The 22,669-nt window shown below is 74.3% G+C and carries 25 protein-coding genes and 1 pseudogene; 17 read left to right on the top strand and 9 right to left on the bottom strand.

The features are described from left to right. The first annotated feature begins 1 nt into the window (after nt 1). Together AC1050_RS04610 and AC1050_RS04605 are read left to right on the top strand one after the other, a co-directional pair. Complete coding sequence (locus AC1050_RS04610) at nt 2-1,021, top strand: TIGR03557 family F420-dependent LLM class oxidoreductase (RefSeq protein ID WP_482386196.1); 1,020 nt, start codon at nt 2-4, stop codon at nt 1,019-1,021. 2 nt (nt 1,022-1,023) lie between these two features. After that, entirely contained in the window at nt 1,024-1,854 is an 831-nt protein-coding gene (locus tag AC1050_RS04605; RefSeq protein WP_482386195.1) for a coenzyme F420-0:L-glutamate ligase, read from the top strand. A 216-nt stretch (nt 1,855-2,070) separates the two neighbouring features. Here the strand turns inward: AC1050_RS04605 and AC1050_RS04600 are convergent, their stop codons facing one another. Beyond that, nucleotides 2,071-2,661, bottom strand: a complete 591-nt coding sequence (locus tag AC1050_RS04600; RefSeq protein WP_482386194.1) for a TetR/AcrR family transcriptional regulator — start codon at nt 2,659-2,661, stop codon at nt 2,071-2,073. Between the two features lie 63 nt (nt 2,662-2,724). Here AC1050_RS04600 and AC1050_RS04595 point away from each other — a divergent pair, with 63 nt between their 5' ends. The 4 genes and pseudogenes from AC1050_RS04595 (at nt 2,725) to AC1050_RS04580 (ending at nt 4,949) form a co-directional block, all read left to right on the top strand. Next, the gene (locus AC1050_RS04595; RefSeq protein ID WP_482386193.1) at nt 2,725-3,678 is read left to right on the top strand and encodes an alpha/beta hydrolase family protein; all 954 of its coding nucleotides are present in this window, start codon (nt 2,725-2,727) and stop codon (nt 3,676-3,678) included. 199 nt (nt 3,679-3,877) lie between these two features. Then, nucleotides 3,878-4,111, top strand: a pseudogene (locus AC1050_RS04590) (GTP cyclohydrolase II); the annotation flags it as partial. A 216-nt stretch (nt 4,112-4,327) separates the two neighbouring features. Next, on the top strand, nt 4,328-4,480 hold the full coding sequence (locus tag AC1050_RS04585) for a hypothetical protein (protein WP_482386192.1): 153 nt from the start codon (nt 4,328-4,330) through the stop codon (nt 4,478-4,480). A 76-nt stretch (nt 4,481-4,556) separates the two neighbouring features. Next, complete coding sequence (locus AC1050_RS04580; RefSeq protein ID WP_482386191.1) at nt 4,557-4,949, top strand: hypothetical protein; 393 nt, start codon at nt 4,557-4,559, stop codon at nt 4,947-4,949. Nucleotides 4,950-5,031: 82 nt separating this feature from the next. Here the strand turns inward: AC1050_RS04580 and AC1050_RS04575 are convergent, their stop codons facing one another. Together AC1050_RS04575 and AC1050_RS04570 are read right to left on the bottom strand one after the other, a co-directional pair. Then, nucleotides 5,032-5,412: a YbjQ family protein gene (locus AC1050_RS04575; protein WP_482386190.1), complete on the bottom strand. Its 381-nt coding sequence runs from the start codon at nt 5,410-5,412 to the stop codon at nt 5,032-5,034. 64 nt (nt 5,413-5,476) lie between these two features. After that, nucleotides 5,477-6,049, bottom strand: a complete 573-nt coding sequence (locus tag AC1050_RS04570) for an HhH-GPD-type base excision DNA repair protein (protein ID WP_482386189.1) — start codon at nt 6,047-6,049, stop codon at nt 5,477-5,479. A 116-nt stretch (nt 6,050-6,165) separates the two neighbouring features. On the opposite strand from AC1050_RS04570, the gene AC1050_RS04565 reads away from it, so the two are divergent. Next, complete coding sequence (locus AC1050_RS04565) at nt 6,166-6,726, top strand: AMIN-like domain-containing (lipo)protein (protein WP_482386188.1); 561 nt, start codon at nt 6,166-6,168, stop codon at nt 6,724-6,726. A 3-nt stretch (nt 6,727-6,729) separates the two neighbouring features. Here the strand turns inward: AC1050_RS04565 and AC1050_RS04560 are convergent, their stop codons facing one another. Next, complete coding sequence (locus AC1050_RS04560; RefSeq protein WP_482386187.1) at nt 6,730-6,894, bottom strand: hypothetical protein; 165 nt, start codon at nt 6,892-6,894, stop codon at nt 6,730-6,732. A gap of 130 nt (nt 6,895-7,024) precedes the next feature. Between AC1050_RS04560 and AC1050_RS04555 the strand changes: the two genes are divergently transcribed. Together AC1050_RS04555 and cofC are read left to right on the top strand one after the other, a co-directional pair. Continuing rightward, nucleotides 7,025-7,390 (top strand): iron chaperone, encoded by a 366-nt coding sequence (locus tag AC1050_RS04555; RefSeq protein WP_482386186.1) that lies wholly within the window; start codon nt 7,025-7,027, stop codon nt 7,388-7,390. A 39-nt stretch (nt 7,391-7,429) separates the two neighbouring features. Continuing rightward, entirely contained in the window at nt 7,430-8,104 is a 675-nt protein-coding gene (gene cofC / locus AC1050_RS04550) for a 2-phospho-L-lactate guanylyltransferase (RefSeq protein WP_482386185.1), read from the top strand. 140 nt (nt 8,105-8,244) lie between these two features. Here cofC and cofD read toward each other — a convergent pair whose 3' ends face one another. From cofD to AC1050_RS04525, 5 genes are all read right to left on the bottom strand, one after another. After that, nucleotides 8,245-9,240 carry a 2-phospho-L-lactate transferase gene (gene cofD, locus AC1050_RS04545; protein ID WP_482386184.1) on the bottom strand — a complete coding sequence of 332 codons (996 nt, stop codon included), beginning with the start codon at nt 9,238-9,240 and terminating at the stop codon, nt 8,245-8,247. Beyond that, complete coding sequence (locus AC1050_RS04540) at nt 9,237-10,043, bottom strand: putative F420-0 ABC transporter ATP-binding protein (protein WP_482386183.1); 807 nt, start codon at nt 10,041-10,043, stop codon at nt 9,237-9,239. Before AC1050_RS04540 ends, cofD begins: the two co-directional genes overlap by 4 nt. Beyond that, on the bottom strand, nt 10,034-11,119 hold the full coding sequence (locus tag AC1050_RS04535; RefSeq protein WP_482386182.1) for a putative F420-0 ABC transporter permease subunit: 1,086 nt from the start codon (nt 11,117-11,119) through the stop codon (nt 10,034-10,036). The genes AC1050_RS04540 and AC1050_RS04535 overlap by 10 nt, the downstream gene beginning before the upstream one ends. An 8-nt stretch (nt 11,120-11,127) precedes the next feature. Next, the gene (locus AC1050_RS04530) at nt 11,128-12,150 is read right to left on the bottom strand and encodes a putative F420-0 ABC transporter substrate-binding protein (protein ID WP_482386181.1); all 1,023 of its coding nucleotides are present in this window, start codon (nt 12,148-12,150) and stop codon (nt 11,128-11,130) included. Nucleotides 12,151-12,484: 334 nt separating this feature from the next. Further along, nucleotides 12,485-13,909, bottom strand: coding sequence for an aminotransferase-like domain-containing protein (locus AC1050_RS04525; RefSeq protein WP_482386180.1), 1,425 nt, complete (start codon nt 13,907-13,909; stop codon nt 12,485-12,487). Between the two features lie 187 nt (nt 13,910-14,096). Here AC1050_RS04525 and AC1050_RS04520 point away from each other — a divergent pair, with 187 nt between their 5' ends. The 8 genes from AC1050_RS04520 to AC1050_RS04485 all read left to right on the top strand — a co-directional run bounded on the left by AC1050_RS04520 (nt 14,097) and on the right by AC1050_RS04485 (nt 22,613). Next, nucleotides 14,097-14,945, top strand: a complete 849-nt coding sequence (locus tag AC1050_RS04520) for a nitrilase-related carbon-nitrogen hydrolase (RefSeq protein WP_482386179.1) — start codon at nt 14,097-14,099, stop codon at nt 14,943-14,945. 13 nt (nt 14,946-14,958) lie between these two features. After that, complete coding sequence (gene hydA, locus AC1050_RS04515) at nt 14,959-16,377, top strand: dihydropyrimidinase (RefSeq protein WP_482386178.1); 1,419 nt, start codon at nt 14,959-14,961, stop codon at nt 16,375-16,377. Between the two features lie 33 nt (nt 16,378-16,410). Then, a complete protein-coding gene (locus tag AC1050_RS04510) occupies nt 16,411-17,442 on the top strand; it encodes a TIGR03842 family LLM class F420-dependent oxidoreductase (protein WP_482386177.1) in 1,032 nt (343 codons plus the stop codon). Beyond that, on the top strand, nt 17,439-18,398 hold the full coding sequence (locus AC1050_RS04505; RefSeq protein ID WP_482386176.1) for an ABC transporter permease: 960 nt from the start codon (nt 17,439-17,441) through the stop codon (nt 18,396-18,398). The genes AC1050_RS04510 and AC1050_RS04505 overlap by 4 nt, the downstream gene beginning before the upstream one ends. After that, complete coding sequence (locus AC1050_RS04500) at nt 18,395-19,222, top strand: ABC transporter ATP-binding protein (protein ID WP_482386175.1); 828 nt, start codon at nt 18,395-18,397, stop codon at nt 19,220-19,222. The genes AC1050_RS04505 and AC1050_RS04500 overlap by 4 nt, the downstream gene beginning before the upstream one ends. Next, a complete protein-coding gene (locus tag AC1050_RS04495) occupies nt 19,219-19,983 on the top strand; it encodes an ABC transporter permease (RefSeq protein WP_482386174.1) in 765 nt (254 codons plus the stop codon). The genes AC1050_RS04500 and AC1050_RS04495 overlap by 4 nt, the downstream gene beginning before the upstream one ends. 69 nt (nt 19,984-20,052) lie before the next feature. Beyond that, the gene (locus AC1050_RS04490) at nt 20,053-21,213 is read left to right on the top strand and encodes an ABC transporter substrate-binding protein (protein ID WP_482386173.1); all 1,161 of its coding nucleotides are present in this window, start codon (nt 20,053-20,055) and stop codon (nt 21,211-21,213) included. An 80-nt stretch (nt 21,214-21,293) separates the two neighbouring features. Then, nucleotides 21,294-22,613, top strand: coding sequence for an aminotransferase class III-fold pyridoxal phosphate-dependent enzyme (locus AC1050_RS04485; RefSeq protein ID WP_482386172.1), 1,320 nt, complete (start codon nt 21,294-21,296; stop codon nt 22,611-22,613). Nucleotides 22,614-22,669: the final 56 nt, after the last annotated feature.

Here is a 22,669-nt window from a genome sequence, read left to right as displayed (position 1 = left end):
CGTGGCACAGGGTGTGGTGGCCGAGGGTCTGCAGGTCGGGTACGCGGCGATGCTGGAGCAGTTCCATCCGACGGAGGCCGTCGAGCTGTCCGCCTACGCGGAGTCGCAGGGGTTCCTCGGCACGATGGCCGCGGACCACTACCAGCCGTGGGTCCCGCAGCAGGGGCAGTCCGCGTTCGTGTGGAACGTGCTGGCCGCGCTCGGCGAGCGCACGACCGGTGACATGGGTCCCGGCGTGACCGCGCCGACGTTCCGCTGGCACCCCGCGATGGTCGCGCAGGCGTCGGCGACGCTCGCCGCCATGTACCCGGGCCGGCACTGGCTGGGGCTCGGCTCCGGCGAGGCGCTGAACGAGCACATCACCGCGTCGTACTGGCCCGAGGCGCCCGAGCGGATCAACCGGATGTTCGAGGCCATCGACATCATCAAGAAGCTGTTCACGGCCTCGCTCGTCGGCAAGGACGTCAAGCACGCCGGGCAGTTCTACAAGCTCGAGTCCACGCGGCTGTGGACCATGCCCGAGGTCGCGCCCGAGATCCTCGTCGCCACCGCCGGGCCCGTCACGGCCAAGCGCGCGGGCCGGCACGCGGACGGCCTGATCACCGTCGGCGCCCCGCTGGAGAAGATCAGCGGGCTGTTCGGCAAGTTCGACGACGGCGTGCGCGAGTCCGGCCGCGACCCGGAGGACCTGCCCAAGGTGCTCCAGCTGCACCTGTCCTGGGCGGAGACCGACGAGCAGGCCCTCGAGAACGCCATGGTCGAGTGGCCGAACGGCGGCATGAAGTTCCCCAAGGGCGACATCCGCTCGCCGTTCGACTTCGCCCAGATGGCCAAGCTCGTCCGCCCCGAGGACTTCGAGGGCCGCATGGTCATCTCGGCCGACCCGGACGTGCACCGCGCCGAGATCCAGAAGTACGTCGACCTCGGGTTCGACCGCGTGTACCTGCACAACGTCGGCCGCAACCAGCGCGAGTGGATCGACGTGTTCGGCCGCGACGTGCTGCCGAAGCTGGTGCGCTGACCGTGACCGACCAGGCGCCGGCGTCGTCCGCCGCGGACGTCCTCACCGCCTGGGGCGTCCCCGGGATCGGCGAGGTGCACCCCGGCGACGACCTGGCGACCGTGCTCGGCGACGCGCTGGCGGCCGACGCGGCGGCCCGGCCCGGCACGGCCCTGGCCGACGGCGACGTGCTCGTCGTCACCAGCAAGATCGTGTCCAAGGCCGAGGGTCGGGTCGTCGAGGCGGCGGACCGCGAGGCAGCGATCACCGCCGAGACCGTGCGCGTGGTCGCGACCCGGGAGCACCCCGGCGGCGTGACCCGGATCGTCGAGAACCGGCTGGGCCTGGTGATGGCCGCCGCCGGCGTCGACGCGTCCAACACCGCCGACGGCACCGTGCTGCTGCTGCCCGTCGACCCCGACGCCACGGCGCGGGCGCTGCGGGCCGCGCTCGCGGAGCGGTTCGGCGTGCGGGTGGGCGTGCTGGTCTCCGACACCGCCGGGCGGCCGTGGCGCCAGGGGCAGACCGACATCGCGATCGGCGCGGCGGGCGTGCAGGTGCTGGACGACCTGCGCGGGTCCTCCGACACCCACGGCCGGCCGCTGCAGGTCAGCGTGGCGGCGGTGGCCGACGAGATCGCGGGCGCGGCCGAGCTGGTCAAGGGCAAGGCGACGGGCCGGCCGCTGGCCGTCGTGCGGGGGATGGCGCACGCCGTCACCGCCGAGGACGGGCCGGGGGCGCGCGCGCTGGTGCGGGTCGGGCCGGACGACATGTTCGCCGAGGGCACCGCGGAGGCGTACGCCCGCGGGTGGAAGGACGCGGCGGGGGCTCCGCCAGGTCCGGCGACGGCCTGACGGACACGAGTCACCGCCGACGATCGCCGGCACGAGGACTCGAACGGGTGCTCGTGCTGATGGTGGTGCCCGACCGGGGCCGTCGGCGCAAGGCTCCGGTCGAGAGCTCGACTGGGATGCCAGGGTGGGAACGTGCGGCTCACCACTTCCACTGCGACAGGCGAGTCTCGATTCGTCAGGTCCGGCCGCCCGCCTGTCCGGTGAGGACCGTACAGCTCAACCCTGGTGAGGGGAGTCAGCGATCGCGGTGCGGCACCCGGCGAGGAGGCGGGTCACCATCTGCCGGGCCTCGTCCCTGCCGTAGCCCGGTCCGGGGATGGACAGGTTCCCCACCGCGCGCAGCAGCGTGAACGCGGCGACCTGCGGGTCGACCTCGCCGGCGTCCTGGCCGGCCGCGAGCAGGGATGCGCACGCCGGCACCAGCTCGTCGAGGATCAAGGCGTGCAAGTTCGCCAGGCTCGGGTCCTCTGAGAGCAGAGCTTCGCTGAGGCCGTGCTTGGTCACCAGGAAGTCCACAAAGGCCGCCATCCACCGCTCCAGCGCCTCGACCGCCGGGATCGGCTGCTCGAGCAGGGACGCCGCGAGGGCCGTGCACTCCTGGACCTGGTGGCGGTAGACGGCGTTGACGAGGTCCGCGCGGGTAGGGAAGTGACGGTAGACCGTGCCCACACCCACCCCGGCACGTTCAGCGACGTCCCGCACCGGTGCCTGCACGCCGTGCTCGATGAACGCCGCCGCCGCCGCGGTCAGCAGTGCCTCGCGGCTTCGCTGCATGCCGGCCTGGCGTACTCCGGTCGTGGGGGTCACCACGCCCTCCCTTGCTCGCGGAACGATGTTCCGTTAACGTCGGCGGAACGATGCTCCGCCAGTGTGGCAGAGCCGGCCCCCTTCGAAGGACATCTCGTGCCTGAAGCCCTCGACCGTCAGCTCATCGCGGTCAAGCCCATCACAGTTCCCACCACCGGTCACGGCGTCGACCGCGGCCTCGACCTGCAGGTCAAGGTCACCGCACCCGTCGACGGCCAGGACCTGCCCGTCATCGTCTTCTCCCACGGCAACGCCTGGTCCATGGACGGCTACGAACCCCTCGTGGATCGCTGGGCGGCCGCCGGCTTCGTCGTCGTCCAGCCCACCCACCTGGACTCCCGCCGCAACCGCATCGGCTTCAGTGACCCGCGCTTCTCCACCATCTGGCGGGTCCGCATCGCCGACCTGCACGCGGTCCTGGATCACCTCGATGACGTCCTCGGCCAGGTCCCCGGCCTGTCTCCCCGCGTCGACGCGGGCCGCGTCGCCGTCGTCGGGCACTCCTGGGGAGGGCAGAGCACCGGGGCCCTGCTCGGGGCCCGTGTCCTGGACGCCGACGGCGCCCCGGGTGAGGACTTCACCCACCCGGCCGTGAAGGCGGGCGCGCTCATCGCCACCACCGGCACCGGTGACACGCTGACCCCGTTCGCGCTGGAGCACCTGCCGTTCATGCGCCCGGGTTACTCCACCATGACCACCCCCGCCCTGGTCATCACCGGCGGCAAGGACCAGTCGGCGATGTCCACCCGCGGACCGGACTGGTTCACCGACGCCTACTACCTCAGCCCCGCCCCCAAGGCGATGCTCACCATCACCGACGGCGAGCACACCCTCGGCGGCATCGCCGGGGAAGCCGTCCGCGAGACCAGCGACGAGGACCCCGCCCGCGTCGCCCTCGTCGCCGACGCCGTGGCCGCCTACCTCCTCGACGCCCTCCATGCTGACGCCAGCGCATGGCAGGACCTGCAGGAGAAGGCCGCAGCCAGTTCCGGCGTCTTCAGCATCGACAGCAAGTAGATCCGACGCGGCCGGGCTCAACCCTTTCCCGCGGCGAGCCCGGTCGCGGACCTTCCTGGCCCAGTCAGTGACCAACGAACGGCTGTACCCTGCACTCCTCCTGCAGCCCAAGCACGCTCGCCCACACCAGCCCCAGCAGTTGATCGGCGACGGAGCATGGCCCTGACCCACCCACAGATCCGAAGAGCCGGATACCTTCGCGTTCTTTACTCGCACGGGATTACCCGCCGACCCGCGCGATGACGGGTGGGCCTCCGATTTCTTGCTCGCTCGAGGTGTGCTCGCGATCCGGCTGCTGTCGAACAACCCGAGGAAGGTCGACGCCCTCAAGGAAACGGGCATCGGCATCGAGCGGGTGCGCTTGGTGATATCGGCTCGACCTGGTTCCGATGCCTATCCGGCCGCGAAGCGCGGTGACGGGCACCTGCTCTGACGAGGTCGACCGCGCCCGCCTCCGACGGCAACGGGGTGTGCGGGCGGCGCGGTTCCCTCCCGGGTCGGCGCCCCCCGATCTGCGTCGACTGCCCCGTCGCCCAGGCTCGCCGCCTGGGATCAGTTCCGCGATGACCGCGGCGCCGTCAGCGGACACCTCGCTGCACTGCCCCATCGAGTCGGTCATCGCCATCGGCGCGGCGGCCTCGTGCGGGGGATGGCGCACGCAGTCACCGCCGAGGACGGGCCAGGGCGGCGCGCGCTGGTGCGGGTCGGGCCGGACGACATGGTCGCCGAGGGCACCGCGGAGGCGTACGCCCGCGGGTGGAAGGACGCCGCCGGGTCGGACGCCGGACGGACCCCGGGCTAGCATCGCCTCGCGTCGCGGCGGCCGGAGGGGCGTGGCGAGGTGGCAGCGGCAGGGGACGAACCAGAGGAGGCCCGGCGTGAGCGACGTCGAGACGTACCGGTACAGCGGCGGCGCCTGGGGCGGTGACGCGGACGCCACCCCGAGCCTGACCATCGAGGTGCACCACGGTGACATCGCGGTGATCGACTACGCCCCGTCGCCGACCTCGGCCGGCCGGTTCTACCTGGGCTTCCAGCCGCGCGACTTCTACGACGACCCGGACGAGAGCGCCCCGGTGGACGTCGACGCCGAGGCCGAGGGCTTCGCCGCGTGGGCCGAGCTGGTCGGCGTGGACGACGTGCAGCCGGGCGAGGTCCGCCGGCTCATGGCGATCGAGGGCGAGGAGCCGGAGGACACGTTCGTCGAGGAGACCGTCGTCCGGCTGGTGCGCCTGGTCGGGCTGTCCGTCCCGGCGGGCCTCACGCACTAGCGGCGGTCGGATCGCCCGCGGATTCTCGCCTCGCCCGCGCCGATACCGGGGTGCGGTGCGAGAAAGCGCTGGCGGCGCGGGCCTAGCCCTGCTCGGCCTGCGCCGCGATCTGCGCGGACTGGCCCGTGGCGCCCGGCTCGCCGCCGGCGATCGGCTCGACGATCACCGCGGTGCCGTACGCGCAGACCTCGCTGAACTGGCCGATCGCGTCGGTGTCGAACCGCATCGCGACGATGGCGTTGGCGCCGCGCTGGGTCGCCTCCTCGGTCATCCGGCGCATCACCTCGTGCCGGGACTCGTACATGATCTTCGTGTACTCGGGGATCTCGCCGCCGCCGATGGACCGGAAGCCCGCCGTGAAGCTGGCGCCGATGTTGGTGGCGCGGACGGTGAGGCCCATGACCTCGCCGAGCACCGCCTGGATGCGGTAGCCGGGGATCTCGTTGCTGGTGACCACGATCATCCGGCCAGGCTGCCACGCACGGGCGGCGTGCGGCGCCAGCCGTCGGGGTGAGCCGCGGGTGAGGTCAGGCCTTCGCGGCCTTCGCCGCGGCCTTGGCGGCCTTCTTCGTCTCGCGCACCCGCGCCAGCGACTCCGGGTCGCGCACGTCGGCGATGGAGCGGGGGACGTCGTCCGAGTAGGCGCCGGCGGCCTCCTGCCAGCCCGCGGGCGTCACGCCGCGCTGCTTGCCGAGCAGCGCCAGAAAGATGCGCGCCTTCTGGTCGCCGAACCCGGGCAGCGCCTTCAGCCGCTTCAGCACGGTGGCGCCGTCGGGGTTGCCGTCGGTCCAGAGCCGGGTGACGTCGCCGTCGTAGTCGTCTGCCACGGCCCGCGCGACGGCCTGGATGCGGCCGGCCATCGAGCCCGGGAACCGGTGCACGGCCGGCGGGGTCGCGCACAGGGCGGCGAACGCCTCGGGGTCGGCCTCGGCGATCGCCCGGACGTCGAGCCCGTCCATGCGCGCGGCGATCTTGGCCGGGCCGGCGAACGCCGACTCCATCGTGACCTGCTGGTCCAGCAGCATCCCGGTGAGCAGCGCGAACGGGTCGGAGTCGAGCAGGCGGTCGGCCTCGGCGTCACCGGTCATCCAGAGCGTCATCGCGCCATTGTGCCCGAGCGGCGCGCACCCCGGAGGTGCCCGCGCGGGGGCGGGAGGCGGACCTTGACCGGGCCCCGGCGCAGGAGGACCGTGGAGTGCGTACAAGGGGGTGCGCCGTGCGCCGTCGACTGCTGGCCTTCCTGGCCGTCCTGCCGCTGCTGCTCGCCGGGGCGGTGGTGACGGCCCCCGCCGCGACGGCGGGTCCGTACTGCGGCCAGGTGTGGGGGTCCACCGCCGAGGGAGCACCCGGGATGTCGGCGGGCCTGCTCACCAACGTCCGTGCCGGGCGGCACGCGTGCTTCGACCGGCTCGTGCTGGACGTGAACGCGCCCCTGACCGGCTGGTCGGTGCGCTACGTCGACCGGGTCGTCATGGACGGTTCGGGTGCCGTGGTGCCGGTCCGCGGCGGCGCGCGCCTGGAGGTCGTCGCGCGGGTGGGCGTGGTGCCGACCGACGCCTGGTTCGTCGGCCCGGGCACGCTCGTGAACACCACGGGGTACCAGACGTTCCGGCACGTCGCGTGGGCCGGCAGCTTCGAGGGCGTGACCACGGTGGGGCTCGGCGTGCGGGCCCGCCTGCCGTTCCGCGCGTTCGTCCTGCCGGGTCCCGGGGCGGGGTCCCGGCTCGTGGTCGACGTCGGGCACCAGTGGTGCGCGCCGGGCGAGGCACGCTGCTGAGGCTCAGGGGACGGCGACGACCGTCGACCAGCGCAGGTCGGGGCAGTCGGCCGCGGTCGCGCAGAAGCGTGCGGGCTCGTGCGCACCCCACCCGAGCGGGACCGCGACGAGGCCGAACACGCAGCCCGCGAGGACGAGCGCGGACATCACGCGCTGCCGCACGCTCATCACCCACCCCCCCGCTGGTCCGCCGACGTCCTGTCCTCCCACCCATCGGCGACCGGGGACGCTCGTGGAGGGCGCATCCGGGTGATCGCGGGGGGCCGGAGGTGGGAGACCAGGGAGCGGAGGAGGGCCGGTGCCGGAGGTCACGGAGTACGTCGCGTCGCTGGCGGACGCCGAGCGCGCGGTGGTCGGCGGTCTGCTGGACCGCGCCCGGGTGCTCGTGCCGGAGGCGGAGGAGGGCACGAGCTACGGGATGGCCGCCTACCGGTACCGCGGGCGGCCGCTGGTGACGGTCGCCGTCGGGGCGCGCGGGCTGACGGCCTACCCGTTCAGCTCGGACGTCACGGCGAGCGTGCTGGCCACGCTCGACGGGTTCGACGCGACCAAGGGCGGCATCCGGTTCACGGTCGACCGGCCGCTTCCCCCCGAGGCCTTCGACGCGCTGGTCCTCGGCCGGCGCGCGGAGATCGACGCCGCGCTGGGCGGTCCACGTCCCTGACCCGGCACCGGCGTGGTCGGCACGCGTAAGGTGCCTGGCGTGCTGCCCGGTCGCTGGATCCTCGTCGTCCCCGTGAAGGACGCCCGGCGCGGCAAGACCCGCCTGGCCGACGTGCTCGAGCCCGCGGCGCGCGCCGCGCTGGTGCGGGCGATGGCGCTGGACACGGTTGAGGCCGTCCTGGGTGCAGCCCGGGTCGCGCGGGTGCTCGTCGTGACGGCCGACCCGGAGGTGGCGGCCGCGGCGCCGGCGCTGCCCCGGGTGCGGGTGCTGCCCGAGCCCGCGCCCCGCGCCGACGACGCGCCCGGCGGCTGGGCCTCGCTCGACCGGGCGGTGCGGGCGGGCTCCGAAGCGGCGCGGGCCGAGGCGCCGACCGCGCACGTCGGCGTGCTGCTGGGGGACCTGCCCGGGCTCGACCCGGCGGAGCTCGACGCGGCGCTGGCGGCCGCCGAGCAGCACCCGCGCGCCGTCCTGCCCGACGCCGAGGGCACCGGGACGACGCTGCTCACGGTCGCGCCGGGGGAGCGGCTCCGGCCGGCGTTCGGCGGCGGGTCGGCGGCGGCGCACGCGGCGCTGGGGCACGTGCGGCTCGACCTGCCGGAGACGTCGACCCTGCGGCACGACGTCGACGTGCCGGCCGACCTCACCGCGCTGCTGGACCGCGGGGTCGGCGGACGCACCGGCGCGCTGCTGCGCCGCCTGGCGCCGCTGGGCTGACCGCGGCCGGCGACATCGCGCGAGGTCGTCATACGTGCGCGAGGTCGTCAGGTAGGAGTGACGACCTCGCCCAGGTATGACGACCTCGGGGCCGCCGCGCCCGGCGGCGAGGCGCCTCGCGCCGGCCCCGCGCCCCCGGCTCAGCGGCCGACGAGCCCCAGCGCCGCCGCCGCGATCCGCGCCGTCGCGGGCACGTCCCGCATCAGCGTGTCCGCCGCCCCCGTGCGCCAGCCGTCGGCCGCGAGCTTCTCGGCGGCGTCGGCGTCCACGCTGTCGACCAGCCACGCGTCGAGCACCCCGGGGGAGCCGGCCGGACGGGACGCGTCGCCGCGCAGGCCGTAGTGCCGCGCCACGGCCTCCGCCGTCGCGTCCACGCCGATCGTCGCCAGGCACTCGGCCGCCATGCCGCGCACGGCCGCGCCGCCGATGATCGGTGACACGCCGACCACCGCGGCGGACGTCGTCGCCAGGGCGTCCCGCACACCGGGCACGGCGAGGATGGTGCCGACGGACACGACGGGGTTGGACGGCGGGAGGACCACGAGGTCGGCGGCACGGATCGCGTCGAGGACCCCGGGGGCCGCCTCGGCCGACTCCAGCCCGACCTGCACGAACCGCCGCGCGGGCAGGGCGGCGCGGTGCCGGACCCACCACTCCTCGAAGTGGATCGTGCGCTCGGCGCCGTCGGCGTCCGCCACGACCACGTGCGTCTCGACGGGCTGGTCGGACATCGGCAGCAGCCGGACGCCCTGCGCCGCGAGGTCCCAGCGCCGGCACAGCCGCTCGGTCGCCTCCGACAGCGTCAGCCCCTCGCGCAGCCACTGCGTCCGGGCCAGGTGCGTCGCCAGGTCGAGGTCGCCGAGCGTGAACCAGTCCCAGCCGACGTCGTACGCCGCGAGGTCGGCGCTGACCCGCGACGACTCCTCGCGCCGCCCCCAGCCCTGCTGCTCGTGCACGGCGCCGCCCAGCGTGTACATCAGGGTGTCGAGGTCCGGGCAGACCCGGACGCCGTGGAGCCACATGTCGTCGCCGGTGTTGGCGACCACGGTGACCTCGGCGTCGTTCCCCAGCAGCGCCAGCAGGCCGCGGGTGAACCGGGCGCCGCCGACGCCGCCGGACAGGACGGTGATCCTCATCGTGCTCCTCGGGAGACGGGGGTGGGCAGCTCCGGTGCGTCGGCCGCGGGATCGCCGAACGCGATCACCGGCCGGCCCGTGCGCGGGTGGGTCAGGACGGCGGCCTCGACCCCGTAGACCTCGCGGACCAGGTCGGCGGTCAGCACCTCGCGCGGGTCGCCCGCGGCGACGAGGCGCCCCTCGGCGAGCACGAGCACGTGCGCGCAGTACGCGGCGGCCAGGTTGAGGTCGTGCAGCGCGGCGACCGTGGTGCGGCCGAGGTCGCGGACGAACGCCAGCAGGGACAGCTGCGCGCTGACGTCGAGGTGGTTGGTCGGCTCGTCGAGCAGCAGCAGCTCGGGCTCCTGCGCGAGGGCCCGCGCGATGTGCACGCGCTGCCGCTCACCGCCGGACAGCGCCGACCACGGCCGGTCCGCGAGGTGCGCGGCGTCGGCGGCGGCCAGCGCCCGGTCGACGGCGGGCTCGTCGGCGTCCGACCCCCAGAGCGTCCGGTACGGGATGCGGCCGAGCGCGACGACCTCGCGCACCGTCAGCGGGACGGTCGAGGACGACTCCTGCTCCAGCAGCGCGATCCGCCGGGCCCGCTCGCGGCGCGGGACGGCGTGCACGGGCACGTCGTCGACCAGGACCGCGCCGGCCTCGGGGTCGAGCAGACCGGCGATGAGCCGCAGCAGCGTGGTCTTGCCGGCGCCGTTCGGGCCGAGCAGGCCGGTGAGCGCGCCGGCCGGCGGGGTGGCGTCGACGCCGTCGACCACCCAGCGCCCGCCGAGCCGGGTGCCGACGGCGGAGAGGGTCAGGTCCACGCCGACCCCCGTCCCCGCCGCAGCAGCACCGCGAACACCGGCACCCCGACCAGGGCGGTGACGATGCCGACCGGGAGCTCGCGCGGGTCGAACAGCGTGCGCGCGCCGGTGTCGGCCCAGACCAGGAAGATGGCGCCGACCACGGCCGCGACGGGCAGCAGCCGCCGGTGCGCGGGCCCGGTGAGCGCGGACACGGCGTGCGGCAGCACCAGCCCGACGAACCCGATCGACCCGCTCACGGCCACCATCGCGCCGGTGAGCAGGGCCACCAGCGTCATCAGCACCCAGCGGGTCCGGTCGACGTCGATGCCGAGGGCGGCCGCGGCCGTGTCCCCGAACGCGAACGCGTCCAGCCGCACCGCCGAGGCGACCAGCACCGTGCCGACGGCCAGCAGCGCGACCCCCGCGATGACCACCGACTGCCACGTCGACCCGGCCAGCGAGCCGAGCAGCCAGTTGAGGATCTCCCGGTAGGAGTCGCCGGTCGCGGACCAGAAGATGACGAACGACGTGCCCGCCGCGGCCAGCTGGGACACCGCGAGCCCCGCCAGCACGGCGCGGCCCGGGGTGAGGACGCCGCCGACCCGGGCCAGGCTGAGCGTCGCGACCAGCGCCGCCAGCGCCCCGGCGAACGCGGTGACCGGGAGCAGCAGGCCCACGCCGACCACCAGCACGGCCACGGCCCCGAGCGACGCGCCCGAGGACAGCCCCAGCAGGTAGGGGTCGGCCAGCGGGTTGCGCGTCAGGCTCTGCATGACGGCACCGGCCAGCGCGAGCCCGGCACCGACCGCCGCCCCGGTGAGCACCCGCGGCAGCCGCAGGTCCCAGACGATGGCGTCGGTCAGCACGGGCACGCCGCCCTCGGTGCCGGCGGCCGGCCCGAGCCCGAGGTGCCCGGCGATGCTGCGGGCGACGTCCGCCACCGCGAGGTCCGCCGGCCCGATCGTGACCGTCACCAGCACGGTCGCCACCAGCAGCACCAGGCCGACGACGAGCGTCGCCGCCAGCGGGGGCCGCCACGGCGGGCGGGTCGCGGGCGGCCGGGCGGTCGCCGGACGGGCGGGGGCGCTGGTCATCGGATCGCTCAGCCCTCCAGCGCCGCGAGCTGCTCGGACAGGCTCACGACCGCCTCGGCGTTGCGCACGCCTGCCTCCGCGGCCGGGAACGGCACGGTGAGGTAGCGGTGCTCCTGCACGGCGGTGAGCTTGCTGGTGGCCGGGTTGCCCTCCAGCAGCTCGATCTTGCTCTCCGCGGTGTTCCAGGTGGCGTCGACCAGCACGATCACGTCCGGGTCGGCGGCCACGACCTGCTCCCAGCCCGCCGAGGTCCAGGTGTCGTGCACGTCGGCGAAGATGTTGGTCAGCCCGGCGGCGTCCAGCATCATCTGCGGCGCGCCGATGCCGGCGCCGACGTACGGGGTGTCCGTGCCGGAGGAGTACCAGAGCGCGGTGGTCTCCTCGGCGGGCGGCTGCACGCCGTCGAGCATCTCCTGCTGCTCCGCGACGATCTGCTCCGCGCGGTCCCCGGCGCCGAACACCGAGGCGATCTCGCGGATCTCGTCGAACACCTCGTCGAAGGTCAGGGGGTCGGGCATGTAGCCCTCCTCCTTGCACGCGGCGGGGGAGACGTAGGTGCCGATGCCGAGGTCCTGCAGCGCGGAGCGCTCGCCGGCGCCGTCGTCGGAGAAGTTCGACTCCCACCCGGCGTAGACGAAGTCGGGCTGCACCGCGAGCAGCGCCTCCTGGCCCGGCACCTTGTCGGACAGCACGGGCACGGCCGCGTACGCGTCGGCCCAGGCGTCGGGGACGGGGCCGTCGGCGAACGCGGTGCCGACCATGCGGTCCTCGAGCCCGAGCGCCAGCAGCATCTCGATCGAGGTCGACTTGATCGCCACGACGCGCTCCGGCGGGCTGTCGACCGTGACCTCGGTGCCGCAGCTGTCGAGCGTGACGGGCGTGAACCCGGCGGCGCTCGCGGACGCGGTGCCGTCGGTGGGGGTGCCCGCGGCGGAGGTGCCGTCGGTCGAGCCGCTGCACGCGGCCAGGACGGCGACGGCCAGCGCCGCCGGTCCGGCGAGGGCGAGGCGGCGGGTGGTGCTGCTGGGCACGGTGGCTCCTTGACGGGCGGGCGACGACGCGCGCGGGCTCGCGGCGGCGGCGTCGCGTGCCGGCCGCGGCGCACGTCGGACGCCGCGGTCCGACGGTGGACGCTGAGGGGGCCGGCCCGTGCGGGACGCGAGCGCGTCCGCCGCTGCGGGCCGGGAGGGTGCACGTCGCGCCCGGTGGCTGCGCCGCCCAGCACGGGCGGCGGCGTCCAGGCCACATCCGGCCTGGTCCGGGATCCACCCTACGCCTGGCCGGCCCCCGCGCGTCGAGCGGGCAGCAGGTGCCCCCTCGGCGGCCCGGGAGGTGACACCTGCTGCCCGCTCGGCGGGAGGGAGCTCAGGGGGCGGCGGCGAGGGCGAGGGCGCGGGCGACGCGCGCCACCTCCGGCGGGCCGCCCGCCAGGGCGCCGACCGTGACGCGGACGTGGCCCGCGCCCGCCTCCGCGGGAGCGCTCGCGCGGAAGGGGCGGCCGCGGGCGACGCGGATGCCCGCGGCCTCCAGCCGGACCAGGGCCGTCGACTCGTCGGCGACCGGCACCCAGACGTTGATCCCGTCGCCGGGCTGCACGACCAGCCCGTGCTCGGCGAGCGCGGTGCTCAGGGCCCGCTGCCGCGCGTAGTAGGTGCGCCGGGCCTGGGCGACGGCGGCGAGCGCCTCGCCGTCGACCAGCAGCTCCGCCAGCACGCGCTGCAGCAGCCGGCTGGTCCAGCCCGGGCCGAGCATGCGGCGGGACACGACCCGGTCGAGCACCGCGGCCGGCCCGCCGACGGCAGCGATCCGCAGGTCGGGCCCGTGCGACTTGGAGTAGGACCGCACGTGCACGACGCGGTCGGGCAGGTGGCTGCCGAGCGACACGTCGGCCGAGGAGGCGATCTCCCCGGAGTGGTCGTCCTCGATCACGGTCAGCCCGGCGCCGGGGTTCGCCGCGAGGTGGTGCCGGACCACGGCGGCGATCTCCCGCGCGCGGGTCGAGGTCATCGAGACCCCCGTGGGGTTGTGCGCCCGCGGCTGCAGCACGACCACCTCCGCGCCGGTGCGCAGCGCCGCCTCCAGCGCGTCGGGCCGCAGCCCGTGCCGGTCCAGCGGGACGGGGACCCGCTCCAGGCCGAGCTGGTCGCACAGGTCGAACACCGGCGGGAACGAGGGGTCCTCGACGATGACGCGGTCCCCGAAGCCGGCCAGCTGCTCCAGGGTGCGGCTCATGGCGTCCACGGCGCCGTCGACGACGGTGATCCGCTGCGGGGTGAACGGCCAGGAGGTGCGCAGCAGGCGGTCCAGCGGCTCGATCACGGGCGGCCCGAGGTAGCTGCCGGTGCCGGCCGCGGGCGTGGCGGCGGCGACCCGGGCCAGCGCGCGCTGCAGCGGCGGCAGCAGCGCGGGGTCGGGCGTGCCGGTGGACAGGTCCAGCCGCGTCGCGGGCCGCGCCGGGTCGGCGGGTGCCGTCGCCGGGCTCCCGGGTGCCGTCGCGGGGCCGGCGGCCCGGCCGCCCGCGGCGAGCTCCCGGTACCGCGGCGGCAGCCACGCCGCGGGCTCGGGCAGCACGACGGTGCCGGCCCGGCCGCGGGAGGTGACCAGCCCGACGGCCGCGAGCGCCTGCCACGCGCCGCTGACGGTCGCCGGGCTCACGCCGAGGTCCGCGGCGAGCCGGCGCACGGTCGGCAGCCGGTCGCCCGGCCGCAGCTCGCCGCTGCGCACCAGGCGCGAGACGGCGGCCGCGATCCCGCGGGGACTGCGGTCCTCCACGTGCTGGGCCACGTCCATGGGGGTCATCGTGCCCCGGCCGCCCGCCTGCGCCCGCACCGCCCTCGCAGTGTTTACCAGCGCGACACGAGCGTTCTCGGGGCCGAAACCAGCAGAAACGCCGCAGAAATGTTCAACCCCCACAGTCACATTCCCATCGGGCCTCCCAGCGGCCCTGTCCCGGTCCCACCACCAGCGGAGGTCCTCCATGTCAGTCGTGCGCGTCGCCTTCACCCAGGCCACCTGGACGGGCGACAAGGAGTCGATGATCCAGCTCCACGAGGACTGGACGCGCAAGGCCGCGGCCGAGGGCGCGCAGGTCATCGGCTTCCAGGAGCTGTTCTACGGCCCGTACTTCGGCATCACGCAGGACACGAAGTACTACGAGTACGCCGAGACGGTCCCCGGCCCGACGACCGACCGGTTCTCGGCCCTCGCCAAGGAGCTGGGCATCGTGATCGTGCTGCCGATCTACGAGGAGGACCAGCCGGGCGTGCTCTACAACACCGCGGCGGTCATCGACGCGGACGGCACCCTGCTCGGCACCTACCGCAAGCACCACATCCCGCACCTGCCCAAGTTCTGGGAGAAGTTCTACTTCCGTCCCGGCAACCAGGGCTACCCGGTGTTCGAGACGGCGGTCGGCAAGATCGGCGTGAACATCTGCTACGACCGGCACTTCCCGGAGGGCTGGCGGGTGCTGGCGCTGAACGGCGCGGAGATCGTGTTCAACCCGAACGCCACGGCGCCCGGCATCTCGAACAAGCTGTGGGAGGTCGAGCAGCCCGCGGCCGCGATCGCGAACGGCTACTACGTCATCGCGAACAACCGGGTCGGGCTCGAGGACAACGAGTACGGCGACGAGGCCGTGAACTTCTACGGCTCGTCGTACGCGGTCGGCCCGGACGGCAACTACGTCGGCGAGGTCGGCTCGTCGTCGGAGGACCAGCTGCTGATCCGCGACCTGGACCTCGACGTGATCCGCACGACCCGCGAGCGCTGGCAGTTCTTCCGCGACCGCCGGCCGGACGCGTACGGCCCGATCGTGGCGCCCTGAGCGGGGGACGGCGATGACGATCCTCATCACCGGCGGCACCGTGGTCAACGCGACGGGCCGCGGCGCGGCGGACGTGCTGATCGACGGCGAGACGATCGTCGCGCTGCTGCAGCCCGGCTCGACCGCGCTCGGCGTGGACCTGCGCAGCACGGTCGACCGCGTGATCGACGCGACCGGGAAGTACGTCATCCCGGGGGGCATCGACGCGCACACCCACATGGAGATGCCGTTCGGCGGCACGTTCGCCTCCGACACGTTCGAGACCGGCACCACCGCGGCGGCGTGGGGCGGGACGACGACGATCGTGGACTTCGTCGTGCAGTACCCGCACGAGAACCCGGTCGACCAGTTCGCGCTCTGGCAGGCCAAGGCGGCCGGGCAGTGCGCGATCGACTACGCGTTCCACCAGATCCTGTCCGACGTGCAGGACTCCTCGCTGCACGCCATGGACGAGCTGATCGCCGAGGGCGTGACCAGCTTCAAGCTGTTCATGGCCTACAAGGGCGTGTTCCTGTCGGACGACGGGCAGATCCTGCGGGCCATGCAGAAGGCGTCCGGCAACGGCGCGATGATCATGATGCACGCCGAGAACGGGTCGGTCATCGACACCCTCGTGCAGCAGCACCTGGCCCGCGGCGAGACCACCCCGTACTACCACGGCGTCTCCCGCCCGTGGCAGGCCGAGGAGGAGGCCACGCACCGCGCGATCATGCTGGCGAACCTGACGGGGGCGCCGCTGTACGTGGTGCACGTGTCCGCCAAGCAGGCCGCGGAGCAGATCGCCCAGGCCCGGGACCGCGGCCAGAACGTGTTCGGCGAGACCTGCCCGCAGTACCTGTACCTCTCGCTCGAGGAGCACCTCGGCGCGCCGGGCTTCGAGGGCGCGAAGTACGTGTGCTCGACCCCGCTGCGGTCGAGGGCCGAGGGCCACCAGCACCAGATGTGGAACAGCCTGCGCACCAACGACCTGCAGCTGGTGTCGACGGACCACTGCCCGTTCTGCATGAAGGACCAGAAGGAGATGGGGATCGGGGACTTCTCCAAGATCCCCAACGGCATCGGCTCCGTCGAGCACCGGATGGACCTGCTCTACCAGGGCGTGGTCACCGGCGAGATCAGCCTGGAGCGCTGGGTGGAGATCTGCTGCACCACCCCGGCGCGGATGTTCGGCATGTACGGGAAGAAGGGCGTGCTGGCTCCCGGTGCCGACGCCGACGTCGTGGTCTACGACCCGGCCGGGCACACGTCCATCGGCGTCGGGAAGACCCACCACATGCGGATGGACTACTCCGCCTGGGAGGGCTTCGAGGTCGACGGCCACGTCGACACGGTGCTGTCCCGCGGCGAGGTCGTGGTCGACGGCGGCGCGTTCCACGGCCGGGCCGGCCACGGGCAGTACGTCAAGCGCGGCCTGTCCCAGTACCTGATCTGACCCGACCGCACCGAGACGGAAGGAGGCCGCGCCATGGAGTTCGGCGTCGTCCTGCAGAACGACCCGCCCGCGTCCCGGGTGGTCGACCTGGCCCGCCAGGCGGAGACCCACGGGTTCGACTACGTGTGGACGTTCGACTCGCACCTGCTCTGGCAGGAGCCGTTCGTCGTGTTCTCCCAGATCCTCGCGGCGACCCGCAAGGTGATGGTCGGCCCGATGGTGACCAACCCGGCCACCCGCGACTGGACCGTGCTCGCGTCGTCGTTCGCCACGCTGAACGAGATGTACGGCAACCGCACCGTCTGCGGCATCGGCCGCGGCGACTCCGCGGTGCGGACGCTCAACGGCCGCCCGTCCAACCTGGCGACCCTGCGCGAGGCCGTGCACGTGATCCGCGAGCTCGCGAACTCCCGGGCCGTGGAGCACAACGGCCGCAAGGTCCAGTTCCCCTGGTCGCGCGGGTCGGCCCTGGAGGTGTGGGTCGCCGCGTACGGCCCGCTCGCGCTCAAGCTGACGGGTGAGGTCGGCGACGGCTTCATCCTGCAGTGCGCCGACCCGGACGTGGCGTCCTGGATGATCCGCACCGTCCGCGACGCCGCCGAGGCCGCGGGCCGCGACCCCGACGCCATCAAGTTCTGCGTCGCCGCGCCCATGTACGTCGGCGACGGCGACTCCCCGGCGGCCCGGGCGCACATGCGCGAGCAGTGCCGGTGGTTCGGCGGCATGGTCGGCAACCACGTCGCCGACATCGTCACCAAGTACGGCCAGGGCTCGCAGGTCCCGAAGGCGCTCACCGACTACATCGCCGGGCGCCAGGGCTACGACTACAACGAGCACGGCCGCGCCGGGAACTCGCACACGTCGTTCGTCCCGGACGAGATCGTCGAGCGGTTCTGCCTGATCGGGTCCCCGCGCGAGCACGTCGAGAAGCTCCAGGCCCTGCGCGAGCTCGGGGTCACGCAGTTCGCCGGGTACCTGCAGCACGACAACAAGGACGAGACGCTGCGGATGTACGGCGAGCGCGTCATCCCCGCGATGGCCGAGCACGTCGTGGCGACGGCATGACGGCCGGCACGACGGCCGGCGTCGCGGACGCGTCGGTGCTGGTCCCGACGGCGACGGCGACCCGGTGCTCGCGGTCCCTGCCCGCCCCGCTGCGGGCGCTGCGCCCGGCCGCGCTCGGGCTGCTGGCGCTCGTGCTGCTCGCGGCGCTCTGGGAGCTGGTCAAGCTGGTCGTCCCCGAGGAGGGCTGGAGCATCGGCGAGCTGCGGGTGCTGCCGCGCACCACGGACCTGGCGATGCCGCACGTGCCCGAGATGCTGGCCCGGCTCGGCGAGCCGCTGACGGCGCAGCCCGGCGCGGACCCGCTGTGGCTGGCCGTGCTGCGCGCCGGTGGCACCAGCCTGCGGATCGCCGCCGTGTCCTGGGTGATCGGCGTCGCCGTCGGCTTCCTGCTCGCCCTGCTGATGACCCGGTTCCGGGTCGCGCGGTCGGCGGTGCTGCCGCTGGTCGTGCTGAGCCAGACGATCCCGCTGATCGCGCTCGCGCCCCTGGTGAAGGGCTGGGGCAGCAAGCTCGAGCTCGGGTTCAGCTGGGAGCCGTGGATGTCGGTCGCCGTGATCGCGTCCTACCTGGCCTTCTTCCCGGTGGCGGTCGGCGCCCTGCGCGGCCTGACCTCCCCGGACACCCTGCACCGCGAGCTGTTCGCCGGCTACGCCGCGTCCTGGACCCAGACCCTGGTCCACCTGCGGCTGCCCGCGAGCGTGCCGCACCTGCTGCCCGCCCTCCGCCTGGCGGCCACGAGCGCCGTGCTCGGCGTCGTCGTCGCGGAGGTCTCGACCGGGATGCCCGGAGGTATCGGACGGATGATCCTCGAGTTCGCCAACTTCGCCAGCAGCGACCCGGCCAAGCCGTGGGCGCCGATCTTCGGGGCCGTGCTGCTGGGCCTGGTCGCCTCCGGCGCGGTCGCGCTGCTGGGCGCCGGCCTGGGCCGGTACCGCCGCGCGGAGGTGACGGCGTGAGCGCGCCGACGGCCACCGCCACGGCCGTGCAGGTGTCCGGCGTCTCCCGCGTGTTCCCCGCGGACGGCGGCCGCTCCGTCACCGCCCTGGAGCACGTCGACCTGACCGTCGGGGCGGGGGAGTTCGTGTCGCTGATCGGCCCGTCCGGCTGCGGCAAGTCGACCCTGCTGCGGCTGATCGCCGACCTGGACGCGCCGACGTCCGGCTCGATCGCGGTGTTCGGCCGCCCCGCGGAGCAGGCCCGGCTGGGCCACGACTACGGGATCGCGTTCCAGCAGGCCGGCCTGCTGCCGTGGCGCACGGTCCGGGCCAACATCGAGCTGCCGCTCTCGCTGCACGGCGTCGGCCGGGTCGCGCGGCGCGACCGCGCGGACGAGATGCTCGCGCTGGTCGGGCTGACCGAGTTCGCCGACCACTTCCCGGACCAGCTGTCCGGCGGCATGCAGCAGCGCGTCGCCATCGCCCGGGCGCTGGCCGAGCGGCCGAGCCTGCTGCTGATGGACGAGCCGTTCGGCGCGCTGGACGAGATGACCCGCGAGCGGCTGCAGTCCGAGCTGGTGCGGATCTGCGCGGAGACGCAGGCGGCGGTCGTGTTCGTCACGCACTCGATCCCCGAGGCGGTGTTCCTGTCCGACCGGGTGGTCGTCATGTCCGCCCGCCCGGGGCGGATCGCCGGCATCGTCGACGTGCGGCTCGGCCGGTCCGGGGAGCGGGGGGACGACCTGCGCGAGGACGCGGGGTACTTCGCGGCGGTCACGGCGGTCCGCGAGGCGCTGCACGGCGGGGCGTCGGCGGTCCCGGCCCGCGGCGTGGAGACCCGGTGACCGCCGCCCGGGTGCTCGACCGCGCGGCACCGGTCCTGCTGCTGCTCGCCCTGGTCGGCGCGTGGCAGGCCGTGGTGACGCTCGGCGACGTGCCGCCGTTCCTGCTGCCGAGCCCCGCCGACATCGCCCGCGAGTTCGCCGACCTGCTGCCGACCATCGCGTCCGCGGCGCTCGTCACCGGCGCCAACGCGCTGGTCGGGCTGCTGATCGGGGCGGTGGTCGCCATCGCCGCGGCGGTGCTGGCCTCCGCCGTCCGGATGGTCGACCTGCTGCTGGACCCGGTCGTCGCCGGGCTGGCCGTGGTCCCGGTCGTGGCGCTCGCGCCCGTGCTCTACACGATGTACGGCGCCTCGGTCGAGACCGGCCGGCAGATCGTCGTCGCCGTCGCGGTCGGCGTCCCGGTGTTCGTCACCACGCTGCGCGGGCTGCGTCAGGTGCGGCCCGTGCACCGGGACCTCATGCGCGCCTACGCCGCCACGCCGCGGCAGGCCGTGCGCGCCGTGACCATCCCGACGGCGCTGCCGTTCGTGTTCACCGGGCTGCGGCTGGCGTCCTCGCTCGCCGTCATCTCGGCGATCGTCGCCGAGTACTTCGGCGGTCCGCGGTCCGGCATCGGGTCGTTCATCACCACGGCCGCCGCCGGGTCCAACTACGCCCGCGCCTGGGCGTTCGTGCTCGGCGGCGTCGTCGTCGGGCTCCTGTTCTACGGGGTCACCCTCGCCGTCGAGCGACGGGGGAGCCGCGGGGTCGCCGGCGCCTGAGGCGCCGTCGGCGGTGCACCACCCAGCACGTCATGCACGCAGTCATCCGGCAGGACAGAAGGAGACGACATGAGGGACACGAAGCGACGCCTGGCCGGCGTCGGTGCGCTGGGGCTCGCCGCGGCGCTCGCGCTGACCGCGTGCGGCGGCGGTGGCGGGTCGGACGAGGAGACCGCGGCCGCGGGCGGCGGGGAGTCCGGCGGGCTCACGCCCGTCAAGCTCCAGCTGCAGTGGCTGACCCAGGCGCAGTTCTCCGGCTACTACGCCGCGCTGGACCAGGGCTACTACGAGGACGAGGGCCTCGACGTCGAGATCATCCCGAGCGGCGGCGACATCGTGCCGCAGGACGCCCTGGCCAACGGCGAGGTCGACTACGCCATCGCCTGGGTGCCCAAGGTGCTCGGCTCCATCGAGCAGGGCGCGAACATCACCGACGTCGCCCAGATCTTCGAGCGGTCCGCCACGCTGCAGGTGTCGTTCGCCGACGCCGGCATCGACTCGGTGGCCGACCTCGAGGGCAGGACCATCGGGTCGTGGGGCTACGGCAACGAGTGGGAGCTGTTCGCCGGCCTGAACAAGGCGGGCGTCACGGACTTCGAGATCGTGCAGCAGGCGTTCGACATGAACGCGTTCCTGGCCGGCGACATCGACGCGGCGCAGGCGATGACCTACAACGAGTACGCCCAGCTGCTCGAGGCGGAGAACCCCGAGACCGGCGAGCTCTACCAGCCCGAGGACTTCTCCGTCCTCGACTGGAACGAGGAGGGCACCGCCATGCTGCAGGACGCCATCTGGGCGGACGCGGAGCGGCTGGCCGACGACCCGGACTACGCGGACACCACCGTCGCGTTCATCAAGGCCTCGCTCAAGGGCTGGATCTACGCCCGGGACAACCCGCAGGAGGCCGCCGACATCGTCACCGCCGCCGGCTCGACCCTCGGCACCAGCCACCAGCTCTGGATGACCAACGAGGTCAACAAGCTGATCTGGCCGTCCACCTCCGGCGGCATCGGCCTGGTCGACGAGTCCGCCTGGGACGCGACCGTCGAGATGGCCCTGCAGACCTCCAACGAGACCGGCGCCACGATCATCTCGGAGGAGCCGCCCGCGACGGCCTACAGCAACGAGTACGTGCAGCAGGCGCTGGACGAGCTCGCCGAGGAGGGCGTCGACGTCGAGGGTGCGGACTTCACCCCGGTCGACGTCGAGCTCCAGCCCGGCGGCAACTGACCCGGCTCCCGGGCCGGGGGACCGCGCGTCCCCCGGCCCGGGCACGCCCCGCACCCCCGCACCTCACGGAAGGCCCCACGATGACCGCACTCGACGCCGACGGCCGGCTCGCGCACGACCTCGACCGCGCGCACGTCTTCCACTCCTGGTCGGCCCAGGGCGCGCTCGCGCCGCTGGTCGTCGCCGGGGCGTCGGGCTGCGAGGTCACGCTGGCCGACGGCCGCACGCTGCTCGACTTCAGCAGCCAGCTGGTCAACACCAACATCGGCCACCAGCACCCCCGGGTGGTGGCCGCGATCGCCGCGCAGGCCGGGCAGCTGACCACCATCGCGCCCCAGCACGCCGTCCTGCCGCGCGGCCGGGCCGCCGAGGCGATCCTGCGGCACGCGCCGGCCGGCTTCAGCAAGGTGTTCTTCACCAACGGCGGCGCCGACGCCAACGAGAACGCGATCCGGATGGCGCGGGTCGCCACCGGCCGCGACAAGGTGCTGTCGGCCTACCGCTCGTACCACGGCAACACCGGCGCCGCCGTGGTCGCGACCGGCGACTGGCGCCGCGTCCCCAACGAGTACGCCCGCGGCCACGTGCACTTCTTCGGCCCCTACCTGTACCGCTCCGACTTCTGGGCCACGACGCCCGAGCAGGAGTGCGAGCGGGCGCTGCAGCACCTGGAGCGCGTCGTCGTGTCCGAGGGGCCGTCGTCGATCGCCGCGATCCTGCTCGAGACGGTGGTCGGCACCGGCGGCGTCCTGGTGCCGCCACCCGGGTACCTCGCGGGCGTGCGGGCCCTCGCCGACCGGTACGGCATCCTGCTGGTCCTGGACGAGGTGATGGCCGGGTTCGGCCGGACCGGGTCGTGGTTCGCGTTCGACCAGCACGACGTGCGGCCCGACCTGGTGACCTTCGCCAAGGGGGTCAACTCCGGCTACGTCCCCGCCGGCGGGGTGCTGATCTCCGACGCCGTGGCGGCCGTGTTCGACGACCGCGTCTTCCCCGGCGGGCTCACCTACTCCGGGCACCCGCTGGCCATGGCCGCGATCGTCGCCACCATCGAGGCGATGGAGGACGAGCAGGTCGTCGAGAACGCCGCCCGCGTCGGCGCCGACGTGCTCGGGCCGGGGCTCGCGGCGCTCGCGGACGCGCACCCGTCCGTCGGCGAGGTGCGGGGGACCGGGGTGTTCTGGGCGGTCGAGCTGGTGGCCGACCGGAAGTCCCGCGCGCCGGTGCCCGCCGCGGCGATGGGCGCGGTGAAGGCCGGGCTGATCGAGCGCGGGCTGCTGCCGTTCGTGCAGGACAACCGGATCCACGTCGTCCCGCCCTGCACCGTGTCCGACCCTCAGGTCCGCACCGCGCTCGCCGCGTACGACGAGGTCCTCGCGGACCTCGACGCCACCCTCTGACCCACCCAGCCCCACCCAGCCCCACCCGACCCGCGAGCCGACCCCGGCATCGTCAG

It is taken from the genome of Cellulomonas sp. NEAU-ZC6 (genome assembly GCF_056844425.1).
This window is presented reverse-complemented; position numbering and strand designations above follow the sequence as displayed.

Excerpts from the sequence above, each read along its gene's own strand:
- AC1050_RS04525 (WP_482386180.1), bottom strand. The coding sequence starts at position 13,909 with ATGGACGTGGCCCAGCACGTGGAGGACCGCAGTCCCCGCGGGATCGCG.
- AC1050_RS04560 (WP_482386187.1), bottom strand. The coding sequence starts at position 6,894 with ATGAGCGTGCGGCAGCGCGTGATGTCCGCGCTCGTCCTCGCGGGCTGC.
- hydA (WP_482386178.1), top strand. The coding sequence starts at position 14,959 with ATGACGATCCTCATCACCGGCGGCACCGTGGTCAACGCGACGGGCCGC.
- AC1050_RS04520 (WP_482386179.1), top strand. The coding sequence starts at position 14,097 with ATGTCAGTCGTGCGCGTCGCCTTCACCCAGGCCACCTGGACGGGCGAC.
- AC1050_RS04490 (WP_482386173.1), top strand. The coding sequence starts at position 20,053 with ATGAGGGACACGAAGCGACGCCTGGCCGGCGTCGGTGCGCTGGGGCTC.
- AC1050_RS04575 (WP_482386190.1), bottom strand. The coding sequence starts at position 5,412 with ATGATCGTGGTCACCAGCAACGAGATCCCCGGCTACCGCATCCAGGCG.
- AC1050_RS04505 (WP_482386176.1), top strand. The coding sequence starts at position 17,439 with ATGACGGCCGGCACGACGGCCGGCGTCGCGGACGCGTCGGTGCTGGTC.
- AC1050_RS04585 (WP_482386192.1), top strand. The coding sequence starts at position 4,328 with ATGGCGCACGCAGTCACCGCCGAGGACGGGCCAGGGCGGCGCGCGCTG.
- AC1050_RS04485 (WP_482386172.1), top strand. The coding sequence starts at position 21,294 with ATGACCGCACTCGACGCCGACGGCCGGCTCGCGCACGACCTCGACCGC.
- cofD (WP_482386184.1), bottom strand. The coding sequence starts at position 9,240 with ATGAGGATCACCGTCCTGTCCGGCGGCGTCGGCGGCGCCCGGTTCACC.
- AC1050_RS04570 (WP_482386189.1), bottom strand. The coding sequence starts at position 6,049 with ATGACGCTCTGGATGACCGGTGACGCCGAGGCCGACCGCCTGCTCGAC.
- AC1050_RS04535 (WP_482386182.1), bottom strand. The coding sequence starts at position 11,119 with ATGACCAGCGCCCCCGCCCGTCCGGCGACCGCCCGGCCGCCCGCGACC.
- AC1050_RS04510 (WP_482386177.1), top strand. The coding sequence starts at position 16,411 with ATGGAGTTCGGCGTCGTCCTGCAGAACGACCCGCCCGCGTCCCGGGTG.